Origin of the sequence: Coprococcus sp. ART55/1, from assembly GCF_000210595.1 — a bacterium.
Taxonomy (GTDB): domain Bacteria; phylum Bacillota; class Clostridia; order Lachnospirales; family Lachnospiraceae; genus Coprococcus; species Coprococcus aceti.
In genome coordinates this window covers 194,294-214,299 of record NC_021018.1, presented here as the reverse complement: position 1 = coordinate 214,299, position 20,006 = coordinate 194,294, and the positions used below count along the sequence as shown (strand labels likewise).

General features: G+C 45.1%; 13 protein-coding genes. 9 read left to right on the top strand and 4 right to left on the bottom strand.

The features are described from left to right. Nucleotides 1-42: 42 nt before the first annotated feature. The gene (locus CCU_RS00960; protein ID WP_015533225.1) at nucleotides 43-1,266 is read right to left on the bottom strand and encodes a UDPGP type 1 family protein; all 1,224 of its coding nucleotides are present in this window, start codon (nucleotides 1,264-1,266) and stop codon (nucleotides 43-45) included. Between the two features lie 63 nt (nucleotides 1,267-1,329). Next, the gene (locus CCU_RS00955) at nucleotides 1,330-2,058 is read right to left on the bottom strand and encodes a glycosyltransferase (protein WP_015533224.1); all 729 of its coding nucleotides are present in this window, start codon (nucleotides 2,056-2,058) and stop codon (nucleotides 1,330-1,332) included. A gap of 204 nt (nucleotides 2,059-2,262) precedes the next feature. Here CCU_RS00955 and CCU_RS00950 point away from each other — a divergent pair, with 204 nt between their 5' ends. The 3 genes from CCU_RS00950 (at nucleotide 2,263) to CCU_RS00940 (ending at nucleotide 11,043) form a co-directional block, all read left to right on the top strand. Then, entirely contained in the window at nucleotides 2,263-4,593 is a 2,331-nt protein-coding gene (locus CCU_RS00950) for an LCP family protein (protein WP_015533223.1), read from the top strand. Between the two features lie 334 nt (nucleotides 4,594-4,927). Then, the gene (gltB, locus tag CCU_RS00945; protein ID WP_015533222.1) at nucleotides 4,928-9,475 is read left to right on the top strand and encodes a glutamate synthase large subunit; all 4,548 of its coding nucleotides are present in this window, start codon (nucleotides 4,928-4,930) and stop codon (nucleotides 9,473-9,475) included. A gap of 2 nt (nucleotides 9,476-9,477) precedes the next feature. Continuing rightward, a complete protein-coding gene (locus CCU_RS00940) occupies nucleotides 9,478-11,043 on the top strand; it encodes a glutamate synthase subunit beta (RefSeq protein WP_015533221.1) in 1,566 nt (521 codons plus the stop codon). 66 nt (nucleotides 11,044-11,109) lie between these two features. Here the strand turns inward: CCU_RS00940 and CCU_RS00935 are convergent, their stop codons facing one another. Next, nucleotides 11,110-12,339 carry a 6-phosphofructokinase gene (locus CCU_RS00935; protein ID WP_015533220.1) on the bottom strand — a complete coding sequence of 410 codons (1,230 nt, stop codon included), beginning with the start codon at nucleotides 12,337-12,339 and terminating at the stop codon, nucleotides 11,110-11,112. 29 nt (nucleotides 12,340-12,368) lie between these two features. Then, nucleotides 12,369-12,968, bottom strand: coding sequence for a hypothetical protein (locus CCU_RS00930; RefSeq protein WP_133300860.1), 600 nt, complete (start codon nucleotides 12,966-12,968; stop codon nucleotides 12,369-12,371). Between the two features lie 434 nt (nucleotides 12,969-13,402). Here CCU_RS00930 and CCU_RS00925 point away from each other — a divergent pair, with 434 nt between their 5' ends. From CCU_RS00925 to pheT, 6 genes are all read left to right on the top strand, one after another. Next, nucleotides 13,403-15,016 carry a SpoIID/LytB domain-containing protein gene (locus CCU_RS00925; protein WP_156327917.1) on the top strand — a complete coding sequence of 538 codons (1,614 nt, stop codon included), beginning with the start codon at nucleotides 13,403-13,405 and terminating at the stop codon, nucleotides 15,014-15,016. 18 nt (nucleotides 15,017-15,034) lie between these two features. Beyond that, nucleotides 15,035-16,027, top strand: coding sequence for a YihY/virulence factor BrkB family protein (locus CCU_RS00920; RefSeq protein WP_015533217.1), 993 nt, complete (start codon nucleotides 15,035-15,037; stop codon nucleotides 16,025-16,027). Between the two features lie 25 nt (nucleotides 16,028-16,052). Beyond that, the gene (locus CCU_RS00915) at nucleotides 16,053-16,325 is read left to right on the top strand and encodes a hypothetical protein (RefSeq protein WP_133300861.1); all 273 of its coding nucleotides are present in this window, start codon (nucleotides 16,053-16,055) and stop codon (nucleotides 16,323-16,325) included. A 14-nt stretch (nucleotides 16,326-16,339) separates the two neighbouring features. Then, entirely contained in the window at nucleotides 16,340-16,519 is a 180-nt protein-coding gene (locus CCU_RS00910) for a hypothetical protein (RefSeq protein ID WP_015533216.1), read from the top strand. A 754-nt stretch (nucleotides 16,520-17,273) separates the two neighbouring features. Beyond that, nucleotides 17,274-18,293: a phenylalanine--tRNA ligase subunit alpha gene (gene pheS, locus CCU_RS00905; RefSeq protein WP_015533215.1), complete on the top strand. Its 1,020-nt coding sequence runs from the start codon at nucleotides 17,274-17,276 to the stop codon at nucleotides 18,291-18,293. 104 nt (nucleotides 18,294-18,397) lie between these two features. Next, nucleotides 18,398-20,006, top strand: a 1,609-nt coding sequence (gene pheT / locus CCU_RS00900) for a phenylalanine--tRNA ligase subunit beta (RefSeq protein ID WP_208895881.1), incomplete at its 3' end; no start/stop codon positions are given.

Below are 20,006 nucleotides of genomic sequence, written 5' to 3'. Positions count from 1 at the left end.
GGCATATACCATCGACCTGTTATTTTGTTATATATTCATGGATTAAAGTGTGTAGCCGTTCTTTTTGAGGAGCTCTCTGGCTGAGTCTATAGAATCATTTCCTGTAGCATTCTTTATAGGAGCAAATTCCTTCTCTCTGTCGACCTCAAATGGAAGACATGTTCCCATATAAGCGATCATATCGAGAGCCAGTGTCTCAAATTTGTAGCCGTTTGGCTCTGATGGCTTGACGATCTCTCCATCCTCACCGACATAAGGGATAGCCTTCTTGACGATGTGGAGAGGCATACTTTCATTCATGATCTTCATCAGTCTGTCAACCGGGAAGATATAGTTTAATGTAACTCCATAGTTGTAAGCGTAATCGCCGTTGGCATCGCGCTCATCACGCATGGCATCTGTGAGTTCATAATACTCGACGATATATGGCTTTCCGTGGTTAGTACACAGGACGCCAACCTTCTCGTCAGGGTATGCTTTTTTGACAACCTTTCCGCCGGAGAGGAAGCCCTCTGTGAGAACTGCTCCGAGGAATACTGGGTCTGCAATTCTCTGAAGTACATTGTCAACTGAGAATACATTTATATACTTGATTCCGTATTTCGTGAGCTTGTCGAGGTGGCCGGCCTTGCAGAGGGATGAGAACCATCCACCGTTGCCGTTAGGAGACATGGCAACCTTTCCCTTCTCCTCGAGATATATCTTGCCGTTGAAGTCCACTGAAGGAACCATTTCCTGTTTAAAGAAATGAACATATTCAGGATTGTAACCGAAGTAGTCATGCTCTTTGAAGAATGATGTTGTGTCATCGTGGTTCTTCTCATTGGTCATGATGAAGAAATGGATCCAGGTATCTGCCATCTTCACAATATCGAGGGTGTGCTCGATGAGAAGCTGGAATATAAACATATCCTTGGTGACACCGACGTTGAAGGTTCCCTTAGGACCGGAGAATCCAAGACGGGTGCCCTGACCACCTGCCAGGAGGACCAGTGCCAGATCGCCAGCTTTGATGGCTTCAAGGCCTGCGTTCTTGTATATATCATATTTTTCTGCAATGCTGTCCATCTGGAGAGCTGCAACGGGAGCGATATCAGAATCACTTCCTGATGAATTGTGTCCGATCATATCGATAAGTGAGAAATCAATTTCACTGATCTGGTTCAGGAGTGCTGCCTGTTCAGCCTCGCTGAGAGTATCATAATACTTTAATAAGTGTAGCTGTCCTTTTTCTTCGAGAAGCTTGTAAGCGTTTTCGTAATTCATAAAAATCTCCTTAATAAATGTGTAGTTTGTATTTATTTTCTCTATCCGTGTATAATCCCTAAATTAATGATATTTCTTCTTGATCTCAATAGTGTCTGTGAATACCTTCCAAATGTCCTTGATCTTGATCCTTCTTCCATCTGATGCATCGTCCCTGCTGTAATTCAGGACGATAGGAGCTTCGGATATCGAATATCCCTGTCTGTGTGCAGCCACAAGGATTTCAATATCAAAAGCATAGCCCGATATGGAAAGGTTCTCGGCAATCGGCTTTATGACTTCTGCTTTGAAAAGCTTTATACCGGTCTGGGTGTCATGGATACCAAGATGAAACAGCATTTTGAGCATAATATAATAGCTGTAGCTCATGACTCTTCTAATAGGAGGATAATCAAGCTTGGATTCAGGGTGAAGCTTTGATCCTATGACTATGTCAGAACCGGTGTCCCTCATCTGCTTCATAAATGGCTTGAGAAGAGATGGACTCAGTTCAAGGTCTGAATCAAGGAATGCTATATATTTGCCGGAAGCTTTGGCAATTCCGGTTGTGATAGCATGTCCCTTTCCCTGATTGACATCATATCCTGTATCTACAATATGAGAATCCATTTCGGCTGCCTCGGCAATAAGTTTGCCTGTGGAGTCCTTGCTGCCGTCATTCACAGCGATTATCTCATAATGATGAAGAAAACGGCTGAGTATTCGGCTAGTCTCAAGAAGATTATCTTTGATGTGCTGTTCTTCATTGTAGGCGGGCATAACCACCGACAAAGTAATATTGTTAGTATCCATTTCCTGCTCCTTAAAAAATAAGCATTGATATTTAGACATTATTAATACGAGTATACTTTTTTATACATCATGTGTCAAATAAAATAGTGTTAATATGAAGGTGTTTATACTAATTAAGATATAATACATGTTGTAAAAGGAAAAAATATAATGTATTATAAATCGAGGTAACGACATTTTTAGATATTTGAAAAAGGAGTTCCAATGGATAATAAGAAGAAAAATGGAATGAGATCCAGGTACGATGAGGACATGGATTGGCTGGATGACGATGATGATTATCTTGATGATGGTGGATTGATAGGATCATTGTTGTTCGGGGATAAAAAGAAGAAAGAAAAAAGGCGTGATCCTGAGCCGGAGAGAAAGGCTGATAAGAGACCGGAAAAGAAGCCGGAGAAGAAGACTCAGAAGAATATTTCCAGACCTGTGAAGCCGGAAGAGAATTATGACGAGTATTATCACGAGGACAGCAGGGCAAGAAGAGTGAAGAGTGAGGCCCGGGCAAAGCAGAGACAGACCGGACAGCCTGTAGCAGACAGAGCTGTGGACAGAGGTCCGGTGAAGAGGACACAGGGCACTGTACCGAGGACACAGAGCAATCAGAGTACCGTGCAGAGACCTTCAAAAGCTGCCCAGAGACCACGCAGGAGTATACAGAGCACAGGAAGCTCATCTGTGGACAATCTGCTCAGAGAAGTTGACAATATTGAGACAGATGTGCAGACAAGACATGAGGAGCTTAGACGTGAGGCGTGGGAACGCACCCAGAGAAATGTTGCAAAGGCAAAGGCTGAGGTTGAGAGGCTGGAGCTCGAGAGAGAGCAGAATGCCCGCGAAGAGGCAAGAAAGCTTAAGGTTCAGCAGGAGCTTGAGCGCCGCCAGCAGATGAAAGAAGCTGAGAAAAAGGAAGAGCCTGTTGAGGAAGATAACAAGATCACTGAGCCGCAGGAGAGTGATGCGGAAGTTGTAGAAACTGCCACACAGCCAGTAGAAGAGCATGAACAGAAGACTGAGCCGGCAGATATTCTGGAGAAGAATACGGAGCCTGTCCTTGACGATGAGGTCGAGGAAGCTGCAGAGGCAGAGCCTGTGGAAGAGGATTCGACAGTATCATCCCGAAGAACAGATGACATGCTGGACATGGATGAGCTTGAGCGTATAGAGAAGGATATTGATGAGGATAAGCTCAGTTATTCGGAATCAGATACGGCTGATCTGGGACTTGGAGACATAGGCAAAGCATTGGGCTTCGATGAAGTGGAGCTTGAGGATGATGAGGAAGAGCCTGAGGAGGACGAGGAGTCAGACAGCGAAAAGTTCTTCAGGGAGAACCTTCTCGATGAGGCTGATCCAAAGGTTGTCAATCCGGAGAGAAAGAAGCTTAACATCAGTACAAGAGTGTGGGCGATAGCGTTCTTTGTCCTGCTTGCGCTGTTTATACTCATATGTATAATATATGTCAAGAATTATGCCAGAATGAAGTACAATGAGATGGATATCAATGAGATAAGTGCAGATCAGATACTTGTCAATGACGGTGTCAAGGATGCGACCAAGGGATATCGTGCCATTGCACTCTACGGAGTGGATTCCAGAGATTCGAATATGAATGCAGGAACTAACAGTGACAGTATAATGATAGTGAGCATCAATGAGAGCACCAAGGAGATCAAGCTTGTATCTGTATACAGAGATACTCTGATGGAGATAGCAAGCGGTTCCATGGATACCACACAGAAGGTGAATTACGCATACCAGCTCGGCGGTGCGGTTACAGCCATCAACACACTGAATACCAATCTCGACCTGAATATCACAGATTATGTGGCAGTTGATTTCAGTGCAATGGCAAGTATAATCGATGCCGTTGGAGGCGTTGATGTCAAGGTCATTGATGAAGAGGTGAACAACTTCAATAAGAACCTTGCAGAGCAGATAAGCCTGTCAGGCAAATATTCATCAGGAATAACTGAGGCAGGAGAGTATACTCTTGATGGACAGCAGGCAGTTGCATATTCAAGAATACGATCCACTGGCCAGGGAGATATAACAAGAACCGAGAGACAGAGAATAGTCCTCATGAAGGTTATAGACAAGCTGCTTAGCGCAGACACAGGTTCACTTGATTCATTTGTTGATGTTTCATTTAAATGTATATCAACAAGTCTTAACAAGGACGATATACATGCTCTTGTCAAGAGTGTGGCTGGATATAAGGTTGTAGATGCCGCAGGATTCCCATTTGCATATGAGGCAAAGGAACTCTCGGACAAGGGTAACTGCCTTGTGGCTGCTGATATGGCATCCAATGTGGAGGCATTACATGAATATCTGTATGGTGCTGACAAATACGTCATATCAGGCACAGTAAAGCAGATAAGCAGCAATATAGAGAGCATATCAGGTGTTAAGTCACAGAAGGTCAAGGTGACGACGGAGGCTCCGGGTGATGGAATATCAGATGGAAGCGACGAGGATGGAGATCTTAGGACGATAACAACTCCTCCAAAGGGAATGATCGTCGAGGAATAAAAAACTAAACATAATAATTAAGCAAGGAAGCTTCAGATATGGGGCTTCCTTTTTTATGCATCGGAGACATTGAGATATGAGACATCCGATGCTTAAAGAAAGGCTACAACATAAAGAATTGTATATACATTACAGAGCATTGTTTTTTAATCGAAAACTGTCAGATAATTTATTGAAAAAAGTTGTTTACAAACAGTGTAAATGGTAGTAATATATCAAAAACGATAAACGACTTGAGAAAAATACAAAAATAACAATATTTACTTGAGAAACAAAAGCAAAAATCAAAATATCGTTGTGAATGACAAAAAACATGGAAAGGACGGAACAGGACATGATTGAGAATAAGAGAGCGGAGAATACCGGATTATACGACCCAAGCTTTGAGCACGATAACTGTGGTATCGGTGCCGTTGTCAATATCAAGGGTATAAAGACACATGACACAGTGAACAATGCACTCAAGATTGTTGAGAATCTTGAGCACAGAGCAGGAAAGGACGCAGAGGGCAAGACCGGAGACGGTGTAGGTATACTCCTTCAGATATCACATAAGTTCTTCACCAAGGCTTTAGCAGAGCTTGGATATGACCTTGGAAAGGAAGGCGATTATGGAATAGGAATGTTCTTCTTTCCACAGAAGGAGCTGGCGCGCAAGCAGGCTATGAAAATGTTTGAGGTCATAGTGGAGAAGGAAGGACTGGAGTTCATTTGCTGGAGAGAGGTTCCTACAACACCTGGAATCCTTGGCAAGAAGGCAATAGATGTCATGCCATGCATCATGCAGGCATTCATCAGAAGACCTGAGACAGTGAAGGCCGGTATGGACTTCGACAGAAAGCTCTACTTCGTCAGACGAATATTTGAGGAGAGCAATGATGACACGTATGTTCCATCACTTTCCAGCAAGACTATAGTATATAAAGGAATGTTCCTTGTCGGTGAACTCAGAAAGTTCTACAACGACCTTCAGGATCCAGACTATGAGTCAGCTATAGGACTTGTTCATTCAAGATTTTCAACGAATACAACACCATCATGGCTCAGAGCTCATCCATACAGATATCTGTGCCACAACGGTGAGATCAATACAATAAGAGGAAATGAGGACAAGATGATCGCCCGTGAGGAGACTATGGAGTCGACCATCATGCAGGATGAGATGTACAAGGTTATGCCTGTTCTTGATCCGGATGGATCGGATTCAGCAAGACTTGACAATTGTCTTGAGTTCCTCGTACTGAATGGAATACCGCTTCCTATGGCTGTCATGATCACGATCCCTGAACCATGGGAGAACGACAGAGCCATGAGTCAGGAGAAGAAGGATTTCTATCAGTACTATGCAACCATGATGGAGCCTTGGGATGGTCCTGCTTCTATATTATTTACAGACGGTGAGCTCATGGGAGCAGTTCTTGATAGAAATGGACTTAGACCATCGAGATACTATATAACAGATGATGATTACCTTGTACTTTCGTCTGAGGTCGGAGTTCTGGACGTAGATCCATCCAAGATCGTAAAGAAAGACCGACTCAGACCTGGCAAGATGCTTCTTGTCGACACAGTGAATGGACGTCTTATATCTGATGAGGAGATCAAGGAGAAATACGCGCTGGCAAAGCCTTACGGAGAGTGGGTAGACAGCAATCTTGTACATCTCGCTGATCTGAAGATTCCAAATATCAGAGTTCAGGAGTATACAGACGAGGAGAGAGCAAGACTTCAGAAGGCATTTGGATATACCTACGAGGATTTCAAGAATACCATATATCCTATGGCAGAGAAAGGTGCAGAGGCAATCAGTGCCATGGGTACTGATACACCACTTGCAGTTCTCTCGAACAGCCACAAGCCACTGTTCAACTTCTTCAAGCAGTTATTTGCACAGGTTACAAACCCACCTATCGATGCGATCAGAGAGGAAGTTGTCACATCCACATCGGTATATCTCGGAAAGGATGGTAATATCCTCGAGGAGAAGCCGGAGAACTGTCATGTGCTGAAGATCAACCATCCAATACTGACAAATACGGATCTTTTGAAGATCAAGAATATGAATGTACCGGGACTTAAGGTTGCGACACTTCCGATTCTTTATTATAAGAACACATCCATGGAGAAGGCTCTCGACAGACTGTTTATCGAGGCCGACAAGCTCTACAGGGACGGTGTAAATATCCTCATCCTCTCAGACAGAGGTGTGGATGAGAACCATGTTGCAATACCATCACTCCTTGCAGTATCAGCTATGCAGAAGCACCTGGTAAGAACCAAGAAGAGAACAGCGGTTGCGATCATCCTTGAGAGTGCTGATCCAAGAAATGTACACCACTTTGCAACACTTCTCGGATATGGTGCATGTGCAGTCAATCCATATCTGGCAATAGAGACGATCAAGCAGATGGTAGATTCGCATCTGCTGAACAAGGATTTCAATGCGGCTGTCGATGATTACAACAGTGCAATATGCCACGGAATAGTAAAGATCGCATCCAAGATGGGTGTATCAACGATCCAGTCATACATGGGATCACAGATATTTGAGTGTATCGGTCTTTCAAAGGACGTTGTGGACAGATACTTTACAAATACAGTAAGCCGTGTTGGCGGTTCTGGTATAAAGGAGCTTGAGAAGACAGTTGATGATCTTCACTCATCAGCATTTGATCCGCTTGGACTTAACACAAACCTTGCCCTTACAAGCATCGGTGCACACAAGTTCAGAAGCGGCAAGGAGGAGCACCTGTACAATCCTGTTACTATACATCTTCTTCAGGAGTCTACAAGGCGCGGCGATTACAAGCTGTTCAAGCAGTACACAGCAGCGCTCCACGATGAGCAGAAGCCATTCCACCTGAGAGGTCTCATGGACTTCAAGTTCGCTGACAAGCCGGTTCCACTCGATGAGGTCGAGCCTGCAAGCGAGATTGTGAAGAGATTCAAGACTGGTGCCATGAGTTACGGAAGTATATCACAGGAGGCACATGAGTGTATGGCCATCGCCATGAACGAGCTGGGCGGTAAGTCCAATTCAGGAGAGGGCGGTGAGTCGATAGAGAGACTTACGATCGGCAAGGATGGCAAGAATAGATGCTCAGCCATCAAGCAGGTAGCATCAGGAAGATTTGGCGTTACATCGAGATACCTTGTGAGTGCCAAGGAGATACAGATCAAGATGGCACAGGGAGCAAAGCCTGGAGAGGGCGGACATCTCCCTGGCGGAAAGGTATATCCATGGATCGCAAAGACAAGACTTTCGACACCGGGAGTAAGCCTTATCTCTCCACCACCACATCACGATATATATTCGATAGAGGATCTTGCACAGCTCATCTACGACTGCAAGAATGCAAACCGTGATGCGAGAATATCAGTAAAGCTTGTGTCTGAGGCTGGTGTAGGTACAGTAGCGGCCGGTGTTGCAAAGGCCGGAGCACAGGTCATCCTGATCTCAGGTTATGACGGAGGAACAGGAGCAGCACCTAACAACTCCATCCATTACGCAGGACTCCCTTGGGAGCTTGGACTTGCAGAGACACATCAGACACTTATCATGAATGATCTCAGAAATAAGGTCATCCTTGAGGCAGACGGTAAGCTGATGACAGGCCGTGACGTTGCGATAGCTGCAATGCTCGGAGCTGAGGAATTTGGATTTGCAACAGCACCGCTTGTAACAATGGGTTGTGTCATGATGAGGGTATGTAACCTTGACACATGTCCTGTCGGAATAGCAACTCAGAACCCAGAACTCAGAAAGAGATTCAGAGGTAAGCCTGAGTACGTGAAGAACTTCATGCTGTTCATAGCAGAGGAGCTTCGAGAGTACATGAGCAAGCTCGGCGTCAGAACAGTCGATGAGCTGGTTGGACGTTCAGATCTCCTCATGAGCAGCGACAGAGCAGATGAGAGAAATGTCATCCTTGATAAGATAATTAACAATCCTTATATAGATATGCCACAGAACAAGGTAAAGTATCACGAGAAGAATGTCTATGACTTCCAGCTTGAGAAGACAGTAGATATGAGAATTCTCATGAAGAAGCTTGGACCTGCACTTGAGAAGGGACAGAAGAAGAGCGTTGAGCTTGATGTGGTCAACACAGACAGATCTGTTGGAACGATATTCGGTTCAGAGATCACAAAGAAGTACGGCGAGTCACTTGATGAGGACACATACATCGTCAAATGCAACGGCGCCGGCGGACAGAGCTTTGGAGCATTTATTCCAAAGGGACTTACACTTGAGCTGGTGGGCGACAGCAACGATTACTTCGGCAAGGGTCTGTCAGGTGGTAAGCTGATAGTTTATCCGCCTCGTTCAGTTAAGTACAAGCATGAGGATAACATCATCATAGGAAACGTTGCACTGTACGGTGCCACAAGTGGTAAGGCATTCATCAACGGTGTTGCCGGCGAGAGATTTGCAGTTCGTAACTCTGGTGCCACGGCGGTCGTTGAGGGTGTTGGCGATCACGGATGTGAGTACATGACAGGTGGTAAAGTAGTAGTTCTTGGAACAACAGGCAAGAACTTTGCAGCCGGAATGAGCGGTGGTATCGCATATGTACTTGATATGGGCAACGATCTGTACAAGAGACTTAACAAAGAGATGATATCCATAGAGGCAGTGACAGACAAGTACGAGGTGAGCGAGCTGAAGCAGCTCATCATGGATCATGTAAATTATACAAATTCAGAGATAGGCAAGAGGATTCTTGAGGACTTTGAGGGATATCTTCCAAAGTTTAAGAAGATCATACCAAAGGATTACAAGAAGATGATGAATATGATAGTTGCATTTGAGGAGAAGGGTCTGAGCCGCGAGAAGGCAGCTATCGAAGCATTCTACAAGGTTAAGAACGGAGGTAAGTAGGAATGGGAAAACCAACTGGATTTTTAGAATATGAGAGAAAGACAAGCGCAGAGCTTGCTCCTAAGGACAGAATCAAGAATTTCAATGAATTCCACACTCCGCTTAGCCGTGATGAGCAGAGAAAGCAGGCTGCAAGATGTATGGACTGTGGCGTTCCATTCTGCCAGGCAGGTATGAACATATGCGGAATGACATCGGGCTGTCCGCTGAACAACCTGATCCCAGAGTGGAATGATATGCTCTATAACGACAATCTTGAGCAGGCATTTGCAAGACTCAGCAAGACCAACTGTTTCCCTGAGTTTACAAGCCGTGTGTGCCCGGCTCTCTGTGAGAAAGCATGTACCTGTAACTTAAACGGTGATCCAGTGTCGGTCCGTGAGAACGAGAGAGCCATCATAGAGTATGCATTTGCAAATGACCTTGTAAATGATAAACAGCCAAAGGTTCACTCAGGCAAGAAGGTGGCAGTCATAGGTTCAGGTCCTTCGGGACTGGCCGTGGCAGACCAGCTGATCGGCAGAGGCCACGACGTGACTGTGTATGAGAGAAGTGACAGACCGGGCGGACTTCTCATGTATGGTATCCCAAACATGAAGCTTGAGAAGCAGATCATAGACAGAAGAATAGATGTCATGAAGAAGAGAGGAATAAAGTTCGTACTGAACACAGAGGTTGCAACCGGAAAGGCATCTGCGAAGGCTGTGTGTCCGAAGGATGATCAGATGACAGGTTATCTTAAGAACAAGAACCTCAAGTATGTGAAGGCTGAGGATCTGCTCAAGGAATACGACGCAGTTGTGCTTGCCTGTGGTGCAGCCAATCCAAGAGATATAAAAGCACCTGGAAGGGATGCAAAGGGAATCTACTTCGCTGTTGATTTCCTCAAGACTACGACAATGAGCCTTGTAAATTCGGGCTTTGCTGACAAGCAGTTCGTGAATTGTAAAGGCAAGAATGTTCTCGTCATCGGTGGTGGTGATACAGGAAATGACTGTGTGGGAACAGCAGTCCGCGAGGGCGCTGTCAGCGTTACACAGCTTGAGATGATGCCAAAGGCACCTGATACAAGAACACCAGACAATCCATGGCCAGAATGGCCGAAGATCTGCAAGACAGACTACGGTCAGCAAGAGGCAATAGCAGTATACGGACATGATCCTAGAATATATGAGACTACAGTCAAGGAATTCATCAAGGACAAGGACGGAAATGTCAAGGCAGCCAAGTGTGTGAAGCTCGATTGGAAGAAGAATCCTGAGACAGGAAGAATGACTATGACAGAGATAGAGGGAAGCGAGTATATCGTTGACTGTGATGTGGTACTCATCGCAGCCGGATTCCTCGGATGTCAGACATATGTGGCAGAGAGCTTTGGCGTGGAACTCAACGAGAGAACAAATGTCAAGACTCCATGTCCAAACTCATATACAACAAATGTTCCAAAGGTATTCGTAGCCGGAGACATGCACAGAGGACAGTCACTGGTCGTATGGGCCATCCGCGAAGGCCGCGAGGCCGCCATGGCAGTAGAAGAGCTGCTGCTCGGATACACTAATTTGCAGTAGGATATACAAAATAAAAAAAATATCCCTAACACCACAGATATTGAGGTGTTAGGGATATTTTATTCTTTAAAGCAGGTGGTTTACCGGCAGGTACATAGGAAGTCCATCCTTGTACTGAAGGGAAACCTCGCCGATTATAAGAGGTCTGAGATATGCTTCCATCTCAGGTGTGACGTCATTCTTCTCAGGTGTGATCCATTCAAGCGGAATTGTCTTAGCCTGGTTGGCGATGAGAGATACATTCTCAGGTTCAATGATCCACTGGTATGGATCGTTAGAAACTCGCTTGATCGTGGACATAACAGCAGTCATTCCCTCGGCGGCGTATTTTACAGCAGCCTGGCCAAGTGCAAATGACTCGTTGATATCTGTCCTTGAGGAAATATGCGCTGCACATCTCTGGAGGACATTGAGCTCGATGGAACGAACCTTTATATCCATTCTGTCCTTAACAAGACTCTCGAGAGCCTTGCCGGTTCCGCTGAGCTGGGCATGTCCGAACTTGTCTGCCACAGCAGAAGTTGCGCTGATGTAGTTGCCATCCTTATCATGTATACCCTCAGATACGGCCACGATGACACATCTTGAAGTCTTTAATACATTTTTGATGTCCTCTATAAACTGATCCTCATCGAAGTCTACCTCAGGAAGATATATGAGATGAGGAGCAGGACTGTAGTCATTTCTTGCCAGACAGGATGCAGCGGTGAGCCAGCCTGCATCACGGCCCATGATCTCCACGATGACAACACTTGGTATCTGGTAGATGTAAGTGTCGTGGGCAATCTCCAGCATGGTGGATGCAACATACTTGGCTGCAGAGCCAAATCCCGGAGTGTGGTCGGTATGGCACAGGTCATTGTCAATGGTCTTAGGGATGCCGACGATCTTCACATCCGATCCGATCTTCTTTGCATATTTGCTGAGTTTATCCACTGTATCCATAGAGTCGTTGCCGCCGATATAGTAGAATGCAGCAACCTGATATTCCTCAAATCTGTCAAATATTATCTCATAAGGTTTTGAGTCAACCTCAAAATCAGGAAGCTTGTATCTGCATGAGCCAAGGTACATTGCAGGGGAGAGCTCCAGAGTATTTACCAGAGGAAATTTTGAGAGGGCCATGAGGGACAGATCTATGAAATTATTGTCCAGCACTCCCTGGATCCCGTGAATTGCACCGTAAACTCTGGTGAATTTGTTGCTTTTCTTAACTCCGTCTATGACACCTGCCAGCGAAGCATTTATCGCTACGGTAGGACCTCCTGACTGAGCTACTATACAGTTATCTTTCATTTTGTAAATCTCCTTTGAAAGGTTTTATTTTATTCTGGACTGCGCAGGAGTATGGTTATCTTTTTGCGGCCATAAACCATAAGTGCGTCCTTGATTATATCTTTGTTGGCATCGGTTGTGTGTATCTCAACAGTGTCCAGAAGCTTTTCGACATATGAGCACCAGAGGTCATAGATGATCTTCTGGTTCTTCTCACTGACAGGCGGAAGTGCAGCCTTTGCCTTTTCCAGATCGCAGTCAGCATCTGTCATGTAAATGAATGAATCAGGTGTGAGTGCTTCCTCACCGTATGCTGCGACAAATATCTCTTCTGTCCTGACAAATCCACAGTCATACATCTCAACTATGAGATCGTGGATACATTCATCGATATTATCGAAATAGTGGTAGTAACGGAGCAGATGAGCCTGATTCTCGTCCTCGATGTCATCACGGTTTATCCAGTACCCCTTGCTCTGGCTCTGTTCCTCCCTGATAGCCTCTTCCTGCATGAGATCGAGATCTCTCAGTGCCTCCTCGCGCTTATCGGCAAGCTTTCTTCTGACATACACCACAGTCATGACTATGAGTGCAAGCAGAAATACTCCGAGCAATACGCCGAATAACATTTGTAAGCTGGTTTTATCCATTTGGTGAACACCTGCCTTTCATGTTTGGAAATAATTATAAATTCCCATAAGTATCTACATTCTAACACAGGTAAGATTGGTATTTCAAGAAGGCATATAATGTCAATTATAGTGGTTAAAGTTCACGTGAAAAATTCTTGCAAGAGATGTAAAGGTAAGGTATAATGTGCTCATAGCTGAGATGTATTAAGTCTCTTGTGATTTTGAACCTACATTTGAATAAACGGGATTCCTATATCATTGTTATTGAAGTCAAGCCTCGTTATATAAGTTCTAGTGGAAGGCAGATATACAATTGCGGTTGCCCACCTAGCGCTGCTAGGACTCAAAAGCAAGGGCGCATTTCAGTTTATTACACAAGATGAAGAAGCAGCATGTATATGCTGCTTTTTCTCTGTATGTGGATATATTTGCGGAGAAATGGAGACAGGGGAATGCGAATAGATCAGAGGAAGAAATGGTATCAGAAGATCAAATACAATAAGAATTTTAAGATAGTGAGTTTCATAACTATAATTCTGGTATGTGTTGTCGGATATATGATGATAACAGGTAAAAACAGAGTAGGCGAAGAGACTGATGATAACAACGATGGCAATTCAGTGGAGACCATAGTTATAGAAGCTCCGGATGATCCGGTGGGAGATTTGAAGCAATATGTTGAAGCCGACACGGACAGTACAGAGATCGCGGAGTATGACTACACAATTCAGGGAGCAGGAACTGTGGCTTCAAAGAAGAAAGAGGATAAAGGCAGCAGCTCGTCCGGCACCGACAGAACCAGCGGGGGCAGCGGCTATGGCGGATCGTCAGTAGTTATATCCGGTATGGAGAACAGTGTCAGAGTCATCCTGACAAATGGCGGAGATTATTATCAGAGCTATGTGGAATTTACCTGCAGTACAGGATTTAACGTGACGAGCGATGGCAAGAAGAAAACCTACAAGGCGGATGAATTTGTATCACTTGGCAGCGACAACAAGGCCTCATCCATCATAGTTGAGCCTGAGAGTTCGGATGGAATGATAACAGTATCGAGTCTCAGCAAATCAAGCGGCACCCCGAGGTATCACGGAGCCCTTGAGATAACAAAGGATTCGTCGGGATACATGATCATCAATCAGGTAGATATAGAACAGTATCTGTATGGGGTAGTGTCAAGTGAGGTTTCATCGAGCTACAGCCCGGAGGCACTCAAGGCTATGGCAATCTGTGCCAGAGGATTTACATATAGAAAGCTTGGAAGTAACTACAGGGGATACAATGCAGACCTTGATGACACAACATCGTGCCAGGTCTACAATAACTTCCCTGAGACGGGAAATTCCATAGATGCAGTCCAGTCCACATCCGGAATTGTACCTACATATAACGGAGAGATCATAAATGCTGTATATTTCTCAACATCGTGCGGAACGACTACCACGAGTGACCAGGTGTGGGGCGGAAGCATGCCATATACCTGTACACGTATTCAGAATACGGCGCTGGACATCCCATATTTCAGCGATGAAGCGGCATTCAGGGATTTCATGGATGGCAAGACAGACACAGATGTGGTTGAGAGAAATCTTCCTATGTACAGGTGGACGGTTACATACACAGAAGATGAGATGAGAAATGCGGTTGAGACCGGCCTTTCAAGATGCTCGGATGTGTCTGCGACATCGGTTGGCAAGATCAAGTCAATAATGGTGACGGGAAGAGATGACAGTGGACTTGTGAAGGAAGTTACGATAACAGGTGACAAGGGAAGCGTGGTAGTCAGCGGCCAGAGCAATATCCGAGTTCTGTTCGCCACGGATGGCAAGGCTATAACAGAGCAGGATGGATCAGAGCTCACGGGCTGGACAGGCGTTCCAAGTAATTTCTACTATGTAAAGAAGGATAATGACACAGGACTCTACACACTTAAGGGCGGCGGATACGGACATGGAGTCGGAATGAGTCAGAATGGTGCAAATGAACTGGCAAAGCTGGGATATACTGCAGCGCAGATAATAAGCCATTATTACAACGGAGCAGTTCTCAGTTCGGTTGAAAAGTAACGGAGAGAATCACTAATTATGAAGTTAAAGAAGCGCATAGTGCTCATATACCATAAAGTCAGATTGTTTATGGCAGAGATGAATAAGGATCAGGTGGCGGCATTTGCGGCACAGTCTGCTTTTTTCCTGCTGCTGTCACTGTTTCCACTGGCGATGACGCTGCTTACATTTGTCAAATATCTGCCATTCACAGAGACCCAGGTGTTGGAGATAATAAAGGAACTGTTCCCGGAGGAGATCAATTCCAATTTTGAATTCATGTTTGCAGAGATTTTCGACAGCAAGAGCTCACTGCTTGCCACCACAGCAACCATATTGCTCACAGTGTGGTCGGCGTCAAAGGGAACAATGGCTATAGGCCGCGGACTCACTTTCATGGCAGGCAAGGAGGACAGCGTCAATTATTTCCTCAGAAGAGCGATACACACTCTGTATACATTGATATTCTGTGTGATGCTGGTGGCGGTTATGGTCATATATATCCTCGGCGATGTAGTTGTGTCAAAAATGCTGGTGCGGCTGGATTCGGTGGAGAGATTCCAACTGGTGGATACCGTTGCGAATATCCTGTCGATCGTCAAGATAGCATTTGCCCCTACGGTTTTGTTTGGGGTTATGATCGTGGCATACTGGGCATTGCCGGTTGAGCGGGTGAGGATCAAGACCGCTGTGCCGGGAGCTGCATTTACGACCATACTCTGGATGCTTTTGTCATTTGGCGTATCGAGCTATATCAATATAGTGGGAATCAACACATATATGTATGGAAGCCTTGCAAGTGTGATATTGCTTGCGCTGTGGCTTTACATGTGTATGTACGTCATGCTGATAGGCGCGGAGATCAACAAATTCATGGATAATGGAATCCGGGGAATAAGAAGGCGTGCGCACAAGGCCGGGCGTAAGAAGAGACGACTTGAGAGGAAGAAAAAGCGTGCGGAGAAGAGGCGGATGCGAAAAAATCGACATTTAAATATGGACGAAGAAGTTGATGTAGAAGTAGATAAATGAAATAAAAGCCTCCTATTCTGGTGGAGTGGCAATTGATATTTTGGTAACTAAGGGGGCAGTCACAGCAAGTCTAGCAACAGGGTATACATTGTCTACGCTTCTTTCAGATATAATAAGTAACTATGGAAGTACTGATATTAGGTCTCCTGGTATTGAAAACTGGGGATATAGATTTAAATATGTAACAAATAGCAGTAAAGATGGATTTGATATTTATTTACTTACGTATAATAGTAAAGGAAGACTTGCAGATACAAAGAAAATAAAGAGTGAAAGATATAAAGCGATTTTGATATAAAAAGGAGAAAATATATGAGAGAAAAAAAAGCTATACTTCTGTTAGTGCTTAGTGCATGTTTGTTTGCAATCGATTTTATCTTAAAAGGAGATTTTGGTAAGGTGATGTTTTATATAATCTTATTGATAGGCTGGATATTACTTTTGGCATCAATTGCTTTACAAATAAAGAAAAAGAAACGGGAAGATGATTAAATAGGAGTATGGTACTCGTAAGGTTTATTTTCACAATCAAGTTATATAATATTTCTGAAAATTGAATTGTTGTTGATCATGACAGTATGACAAAAAAGATGTTGACTAACACCCACATGTAGGTATATTATCTCTACAGGCAGTGACGATGCAAAAGATACGTATGTCGCCATCAGAGAGACCGGGTCAGCGGCTGAAAGCCAGGTCAGGTAAGAGTGCGTATTTAATTTCACATCAGAGCCACCACGGCTGAAGGATTGAAGATATCTGTTTTATCAGATGACAGATGTTGGTCTGTGTAGGTTGTGGCGTGTGACGTGCGACAAACGTCTAATGAGAGTCAGACATGGACAAGATACATAGAGTGTCTGGAATCAGGGTGGTAACGCGGATATAATTCGTCCCTAGTATGTATAACATGCTAGGGACTTTTGCGTTTACAGGGTGACAAGCGGCTGCGATGCGCGAGCTTGCTCGCATGCATCAGCAGACATTTGTCACCCGCGCGCGACATGAAACACGGAGCCCGGGAGGGCGGAGTGTGAATGCCGTGCAGGGATTGAGAGAGCGCGCAGAGCGGAGCAATCCCGGTAAACGCCAAAAAGAGGAATGAGCGTATAGCCCGATAGGGCGGAGCGCGAATTACTGTAGGAATTGCGGAAGCCGTAGTCGAGCAATTCCGTGACTTATATATGGAAGTAATTAATATAGGATCCACATTGAAATCCCTATAAATAGAAAAAGGAGAAACACGATGAGAGACAAGTTGGAAGCCATAAAGGCAGAGGCTCTTGCCAAGATCGAGAGCGCAGAGGTTGTATCGACACTTAACGATGTGAAGGTGGCGATACTCGGTAAGAAGGGAGAACTCACACAGGTTCTCAAAAGCATGAAGGATGTAGCACCGGAGGATAGACCAAAGGTAGGCCAGATGGTAAATGAGGCGCGTCAGGCCATCGAGACAGCCCTTGATGAGAAGACAAAGTCCATCAACAGGGCACTCCGTGCAGAGAAGATGAAGAGAGAGACCATAGATGTAACTCTTCCAGGAGTGAAGAAGCTTACAGGACACAGACATCCAAACCAGATAGCACTTGAAGATCTGGAGAGAGTATTCATCGGTATGGGTTACGAGATAGTTGAGGGACCAGAGGTAGAGTATGACAAGTACAACTTTGAGCTGCTGAACATTCCTGCAAATCACCCTGCAAAGGATGAGCAGGATACATTCTATGTTACAAAGGATATCCTCCTTCGTACACAGACATCACCTGTTCAGGCAAGAATCATGGAGAAGGGCAATCTTCCGATCAGAATCCTCTCACCTGGACGAGTATTCAGAGCTGATGAGGTAGATGCAACACATTCACCATCGTTCCATCAGGTAGAGGGACTTGTAATAGATAAGGGAATCACCATGGCTGACCTCAAGGGAACACTGGCGCAGTGGGCAAAGGAGTTCTTCGGTGAGAACACAAAGGTCAAGTTCAGACCTCACCACTTCCCATTCACAGAGCCTTCAGCAGAGTGTGATATCACATGCTTCAAGTGCGGCGGCAAGGGATGCCGAGTATGTAAGGGCAGCGGCTGGATAGAGATCCTTGGCTGTGGTATGGTTCATCCAAAGGTTCTCCGCGACTGTGGAATAGATCCTGAGGTATATTCAGGATTTGCATTTGGAATCGGACTTGAGAGAGTAACACTTCTCAAGTATGAGATAGATGACATGAGACTTCTTTACGAGAACGACATGAGATTCTTAGACCAGTTTTAAGTATGTGTCAAGTTTTCTGTGAAAACTTGACATGCAGCTCCAGCCATTTGCCGAAGGCAAATTTTGCATGGCTGGAGTTCAATGATAAATAGGAGGACGAATAGATGAATACACCAATTTCATGGATAAAGGCATATGTTCCTGATCTGGACGTGACAGCTCAGGAGTTTGTAGATGCCATGACTCTCTCAGGATCACATGTAGAGGGTTACGAACAGAAGGATAAGAATCTTGACAAGATCGTTGTTGGCAAGATTCTCACTATGGAGAAGCATCCGGATGCGGACAAGCTTGTAGTATGTCAGGTAGATGTTGGACAGGCGGAGCCTCTTCAGATCGTGACCGGAGCAAAGAATGTAAAGGTCAATGATCTCATCCCACTTGTACTTGACGGTGGTAAGGTTGCGGCAGCACACGGCGACAACAATGAGTACCCTGACGGAATCAAGATCAAGAAGGGCAAGCTCAGAGGCGTTGAGTCAAATGGTATGATGTGCGGTATAGAGGAGCTTGGTTCGTCAAGAGACTTATATCCGGAAGCACCGGAGGATGGCGTGTATGTATTCCCGGTGGAGTCAGGTGTGAAGCCGGGCGATGATGCTGTGAAGGCACTTGGACTTGACGATGTGGTAGTTGAGTACGAGATCACATCCAACAGAGTTGACTGTTTCTCAATGATCGGTATGGCAAGAGAGGCAGCAGCTACATTTGACAAGTCATTTTACCCACCAGTGGTAACAAAGACAGGAAATGACGAGGATGTCAATGACTATATATCAGTAGAGGTAAAGGATCCTGACCTCTGCCCTAGATACACAGCAAGGGTTGTCAAGAACCTGAAGATCGGACCTTCACCAAAGTGGATGCAGCAGAGACTTGCTTCACAGGGAATCCGTTCGATCAACAACCTTGTAGATATAACAAACTACGTTATGGAAGAGTACGGACAGCCAATGCACGCATATGATCTCAGCACCATAGCCGGCAACAAGATCGTTGTTCGCCGTGCAAATGACGGAGATACATTTGTAACACTTGATGGACAGGAGAGAAAGCTTGATCATGATGTTCTGATGATCTGTGACGGTGAGAAGGAGATCGGTATCGCCGGAATCATGGGTGGAGAGAACTCCATGGTAACAGACAGTATCGATACACTGCTCTTTGAGGCAGCTTGCTTTGATGGAACAAATATCAGACTTTCATCGAGAAGAATCGGACTTGCAACTGACGCGGCAGCAAAGTTCACAAAGGGACTTGATCCAAATCTTGCAATGGAGGCAATAGACAGAGCATGTCAGCTCATCGAGGAGATGGGCGCAGGTGAGGTAGTCGGCGGAGCTGTTGACGTATATCCAAATCCTGTACAGGACAAGAAGCTTCCATTTGAGCCGGACAAGATGAATGCGCTTCTCGGAACAGATGTCGAGCCTGAGAAGATGCTGTGCTACTTCGGCAGACTTGGACTCACATACGATGCAGAGACAAACACTCTGGATGTGCCAAGCTTCAGACAGGATCTGAACTGTATGGCAGATCTGGCAGAGGAGGTTGCAAGATTCTACGGATATGACAACATCCCTGTATCACTTCCAAGAGGTGAGGCTACAGTTGGTAAGCTCCCATACGACCAGATGATCAATGCCATCGCAAGGGATGTCCTTGAGGCAAATGGTTTCTCTGGCGGTATGTGCTACTCATTCGAGAGCCCTA

Bases quoted from the DNA above. Each gene is read 5' to 3' on its own strand.
- CCU_RS00925 (WP_156327917.1), top strand. From the start codon at position 13,403: ATGCGAATAGATCAGAGGAAGAAATGGTATCAGAAGATCAAATACAAT.
- CCU_RS00950 (WP_015533223.1), top strand. From the start codon at position 2,263: ATGGATAATAAGAAGAAAAATGGAATGAGATCCAGGTACGATGAGGAC.
- CCU_RS00920 (WP_015533217.1), top strand. From the start codon at position 15,035: ATGAAGTTAAAGAAGCGCATAGTGCTCATATACCATAAAGTCAGATTG.
- pheS (WP_015533215.1), top strand. From the start codon at position 17,274: ATGAGAGACAAGTTGGAAGCCATAAAGGCAGAGGCTCTTGCCAAGATC.
- CCU_RS00935 (WP_015533220.1), bottom strand. From the start codon at position 12,339: ATGAAAGATAACTGTATAGTAGCTCAGTCAGGAGGTCCTACCGTAGCG.
- CCU_RS00960 (WP_015533225.1), bottom strand. From the start codon at position 1,266: ATGAATTACGAAAACGCTTACAAGCTTCTCGAAGAAAAAGGACAGCTA.
- CCU_RS00940 (WP_015533221.1), top strand. From the start codon at position 9,478: ATGGGAAAACCAACTGGATTTTTAGAATATGAGAGAAAGACAAGCGCA.
- CCU_RS00930 (WP_133300860.1), bottom strand. From the start codon at position 12,968: ATGGATAAAACCAGCTTACAAATGTTATTCGGCGTATTGCTCGGAGTA.
- gltB (WP_015533222.1), top strand. From the start codon at position 4,928: ATGATTGAGAATAAGAGAGCGGAGAATACCGGATTATACGACCCAAGC.
- CCU_RS00955 (WP_015533224.1), bottom strand. From the start codon at position 2,058: ATGGATACTAACAATATTACTTTGTCGGTGGTTATGCCCGCCTACAAT.
- CCU_RS00910 (WP_015533216.1), top strand. From the start codon at position 16,340: ATGAGAGAAAAAAAAGCTATACTTCTGTTAGTGCTTAGTGCATGTTTG.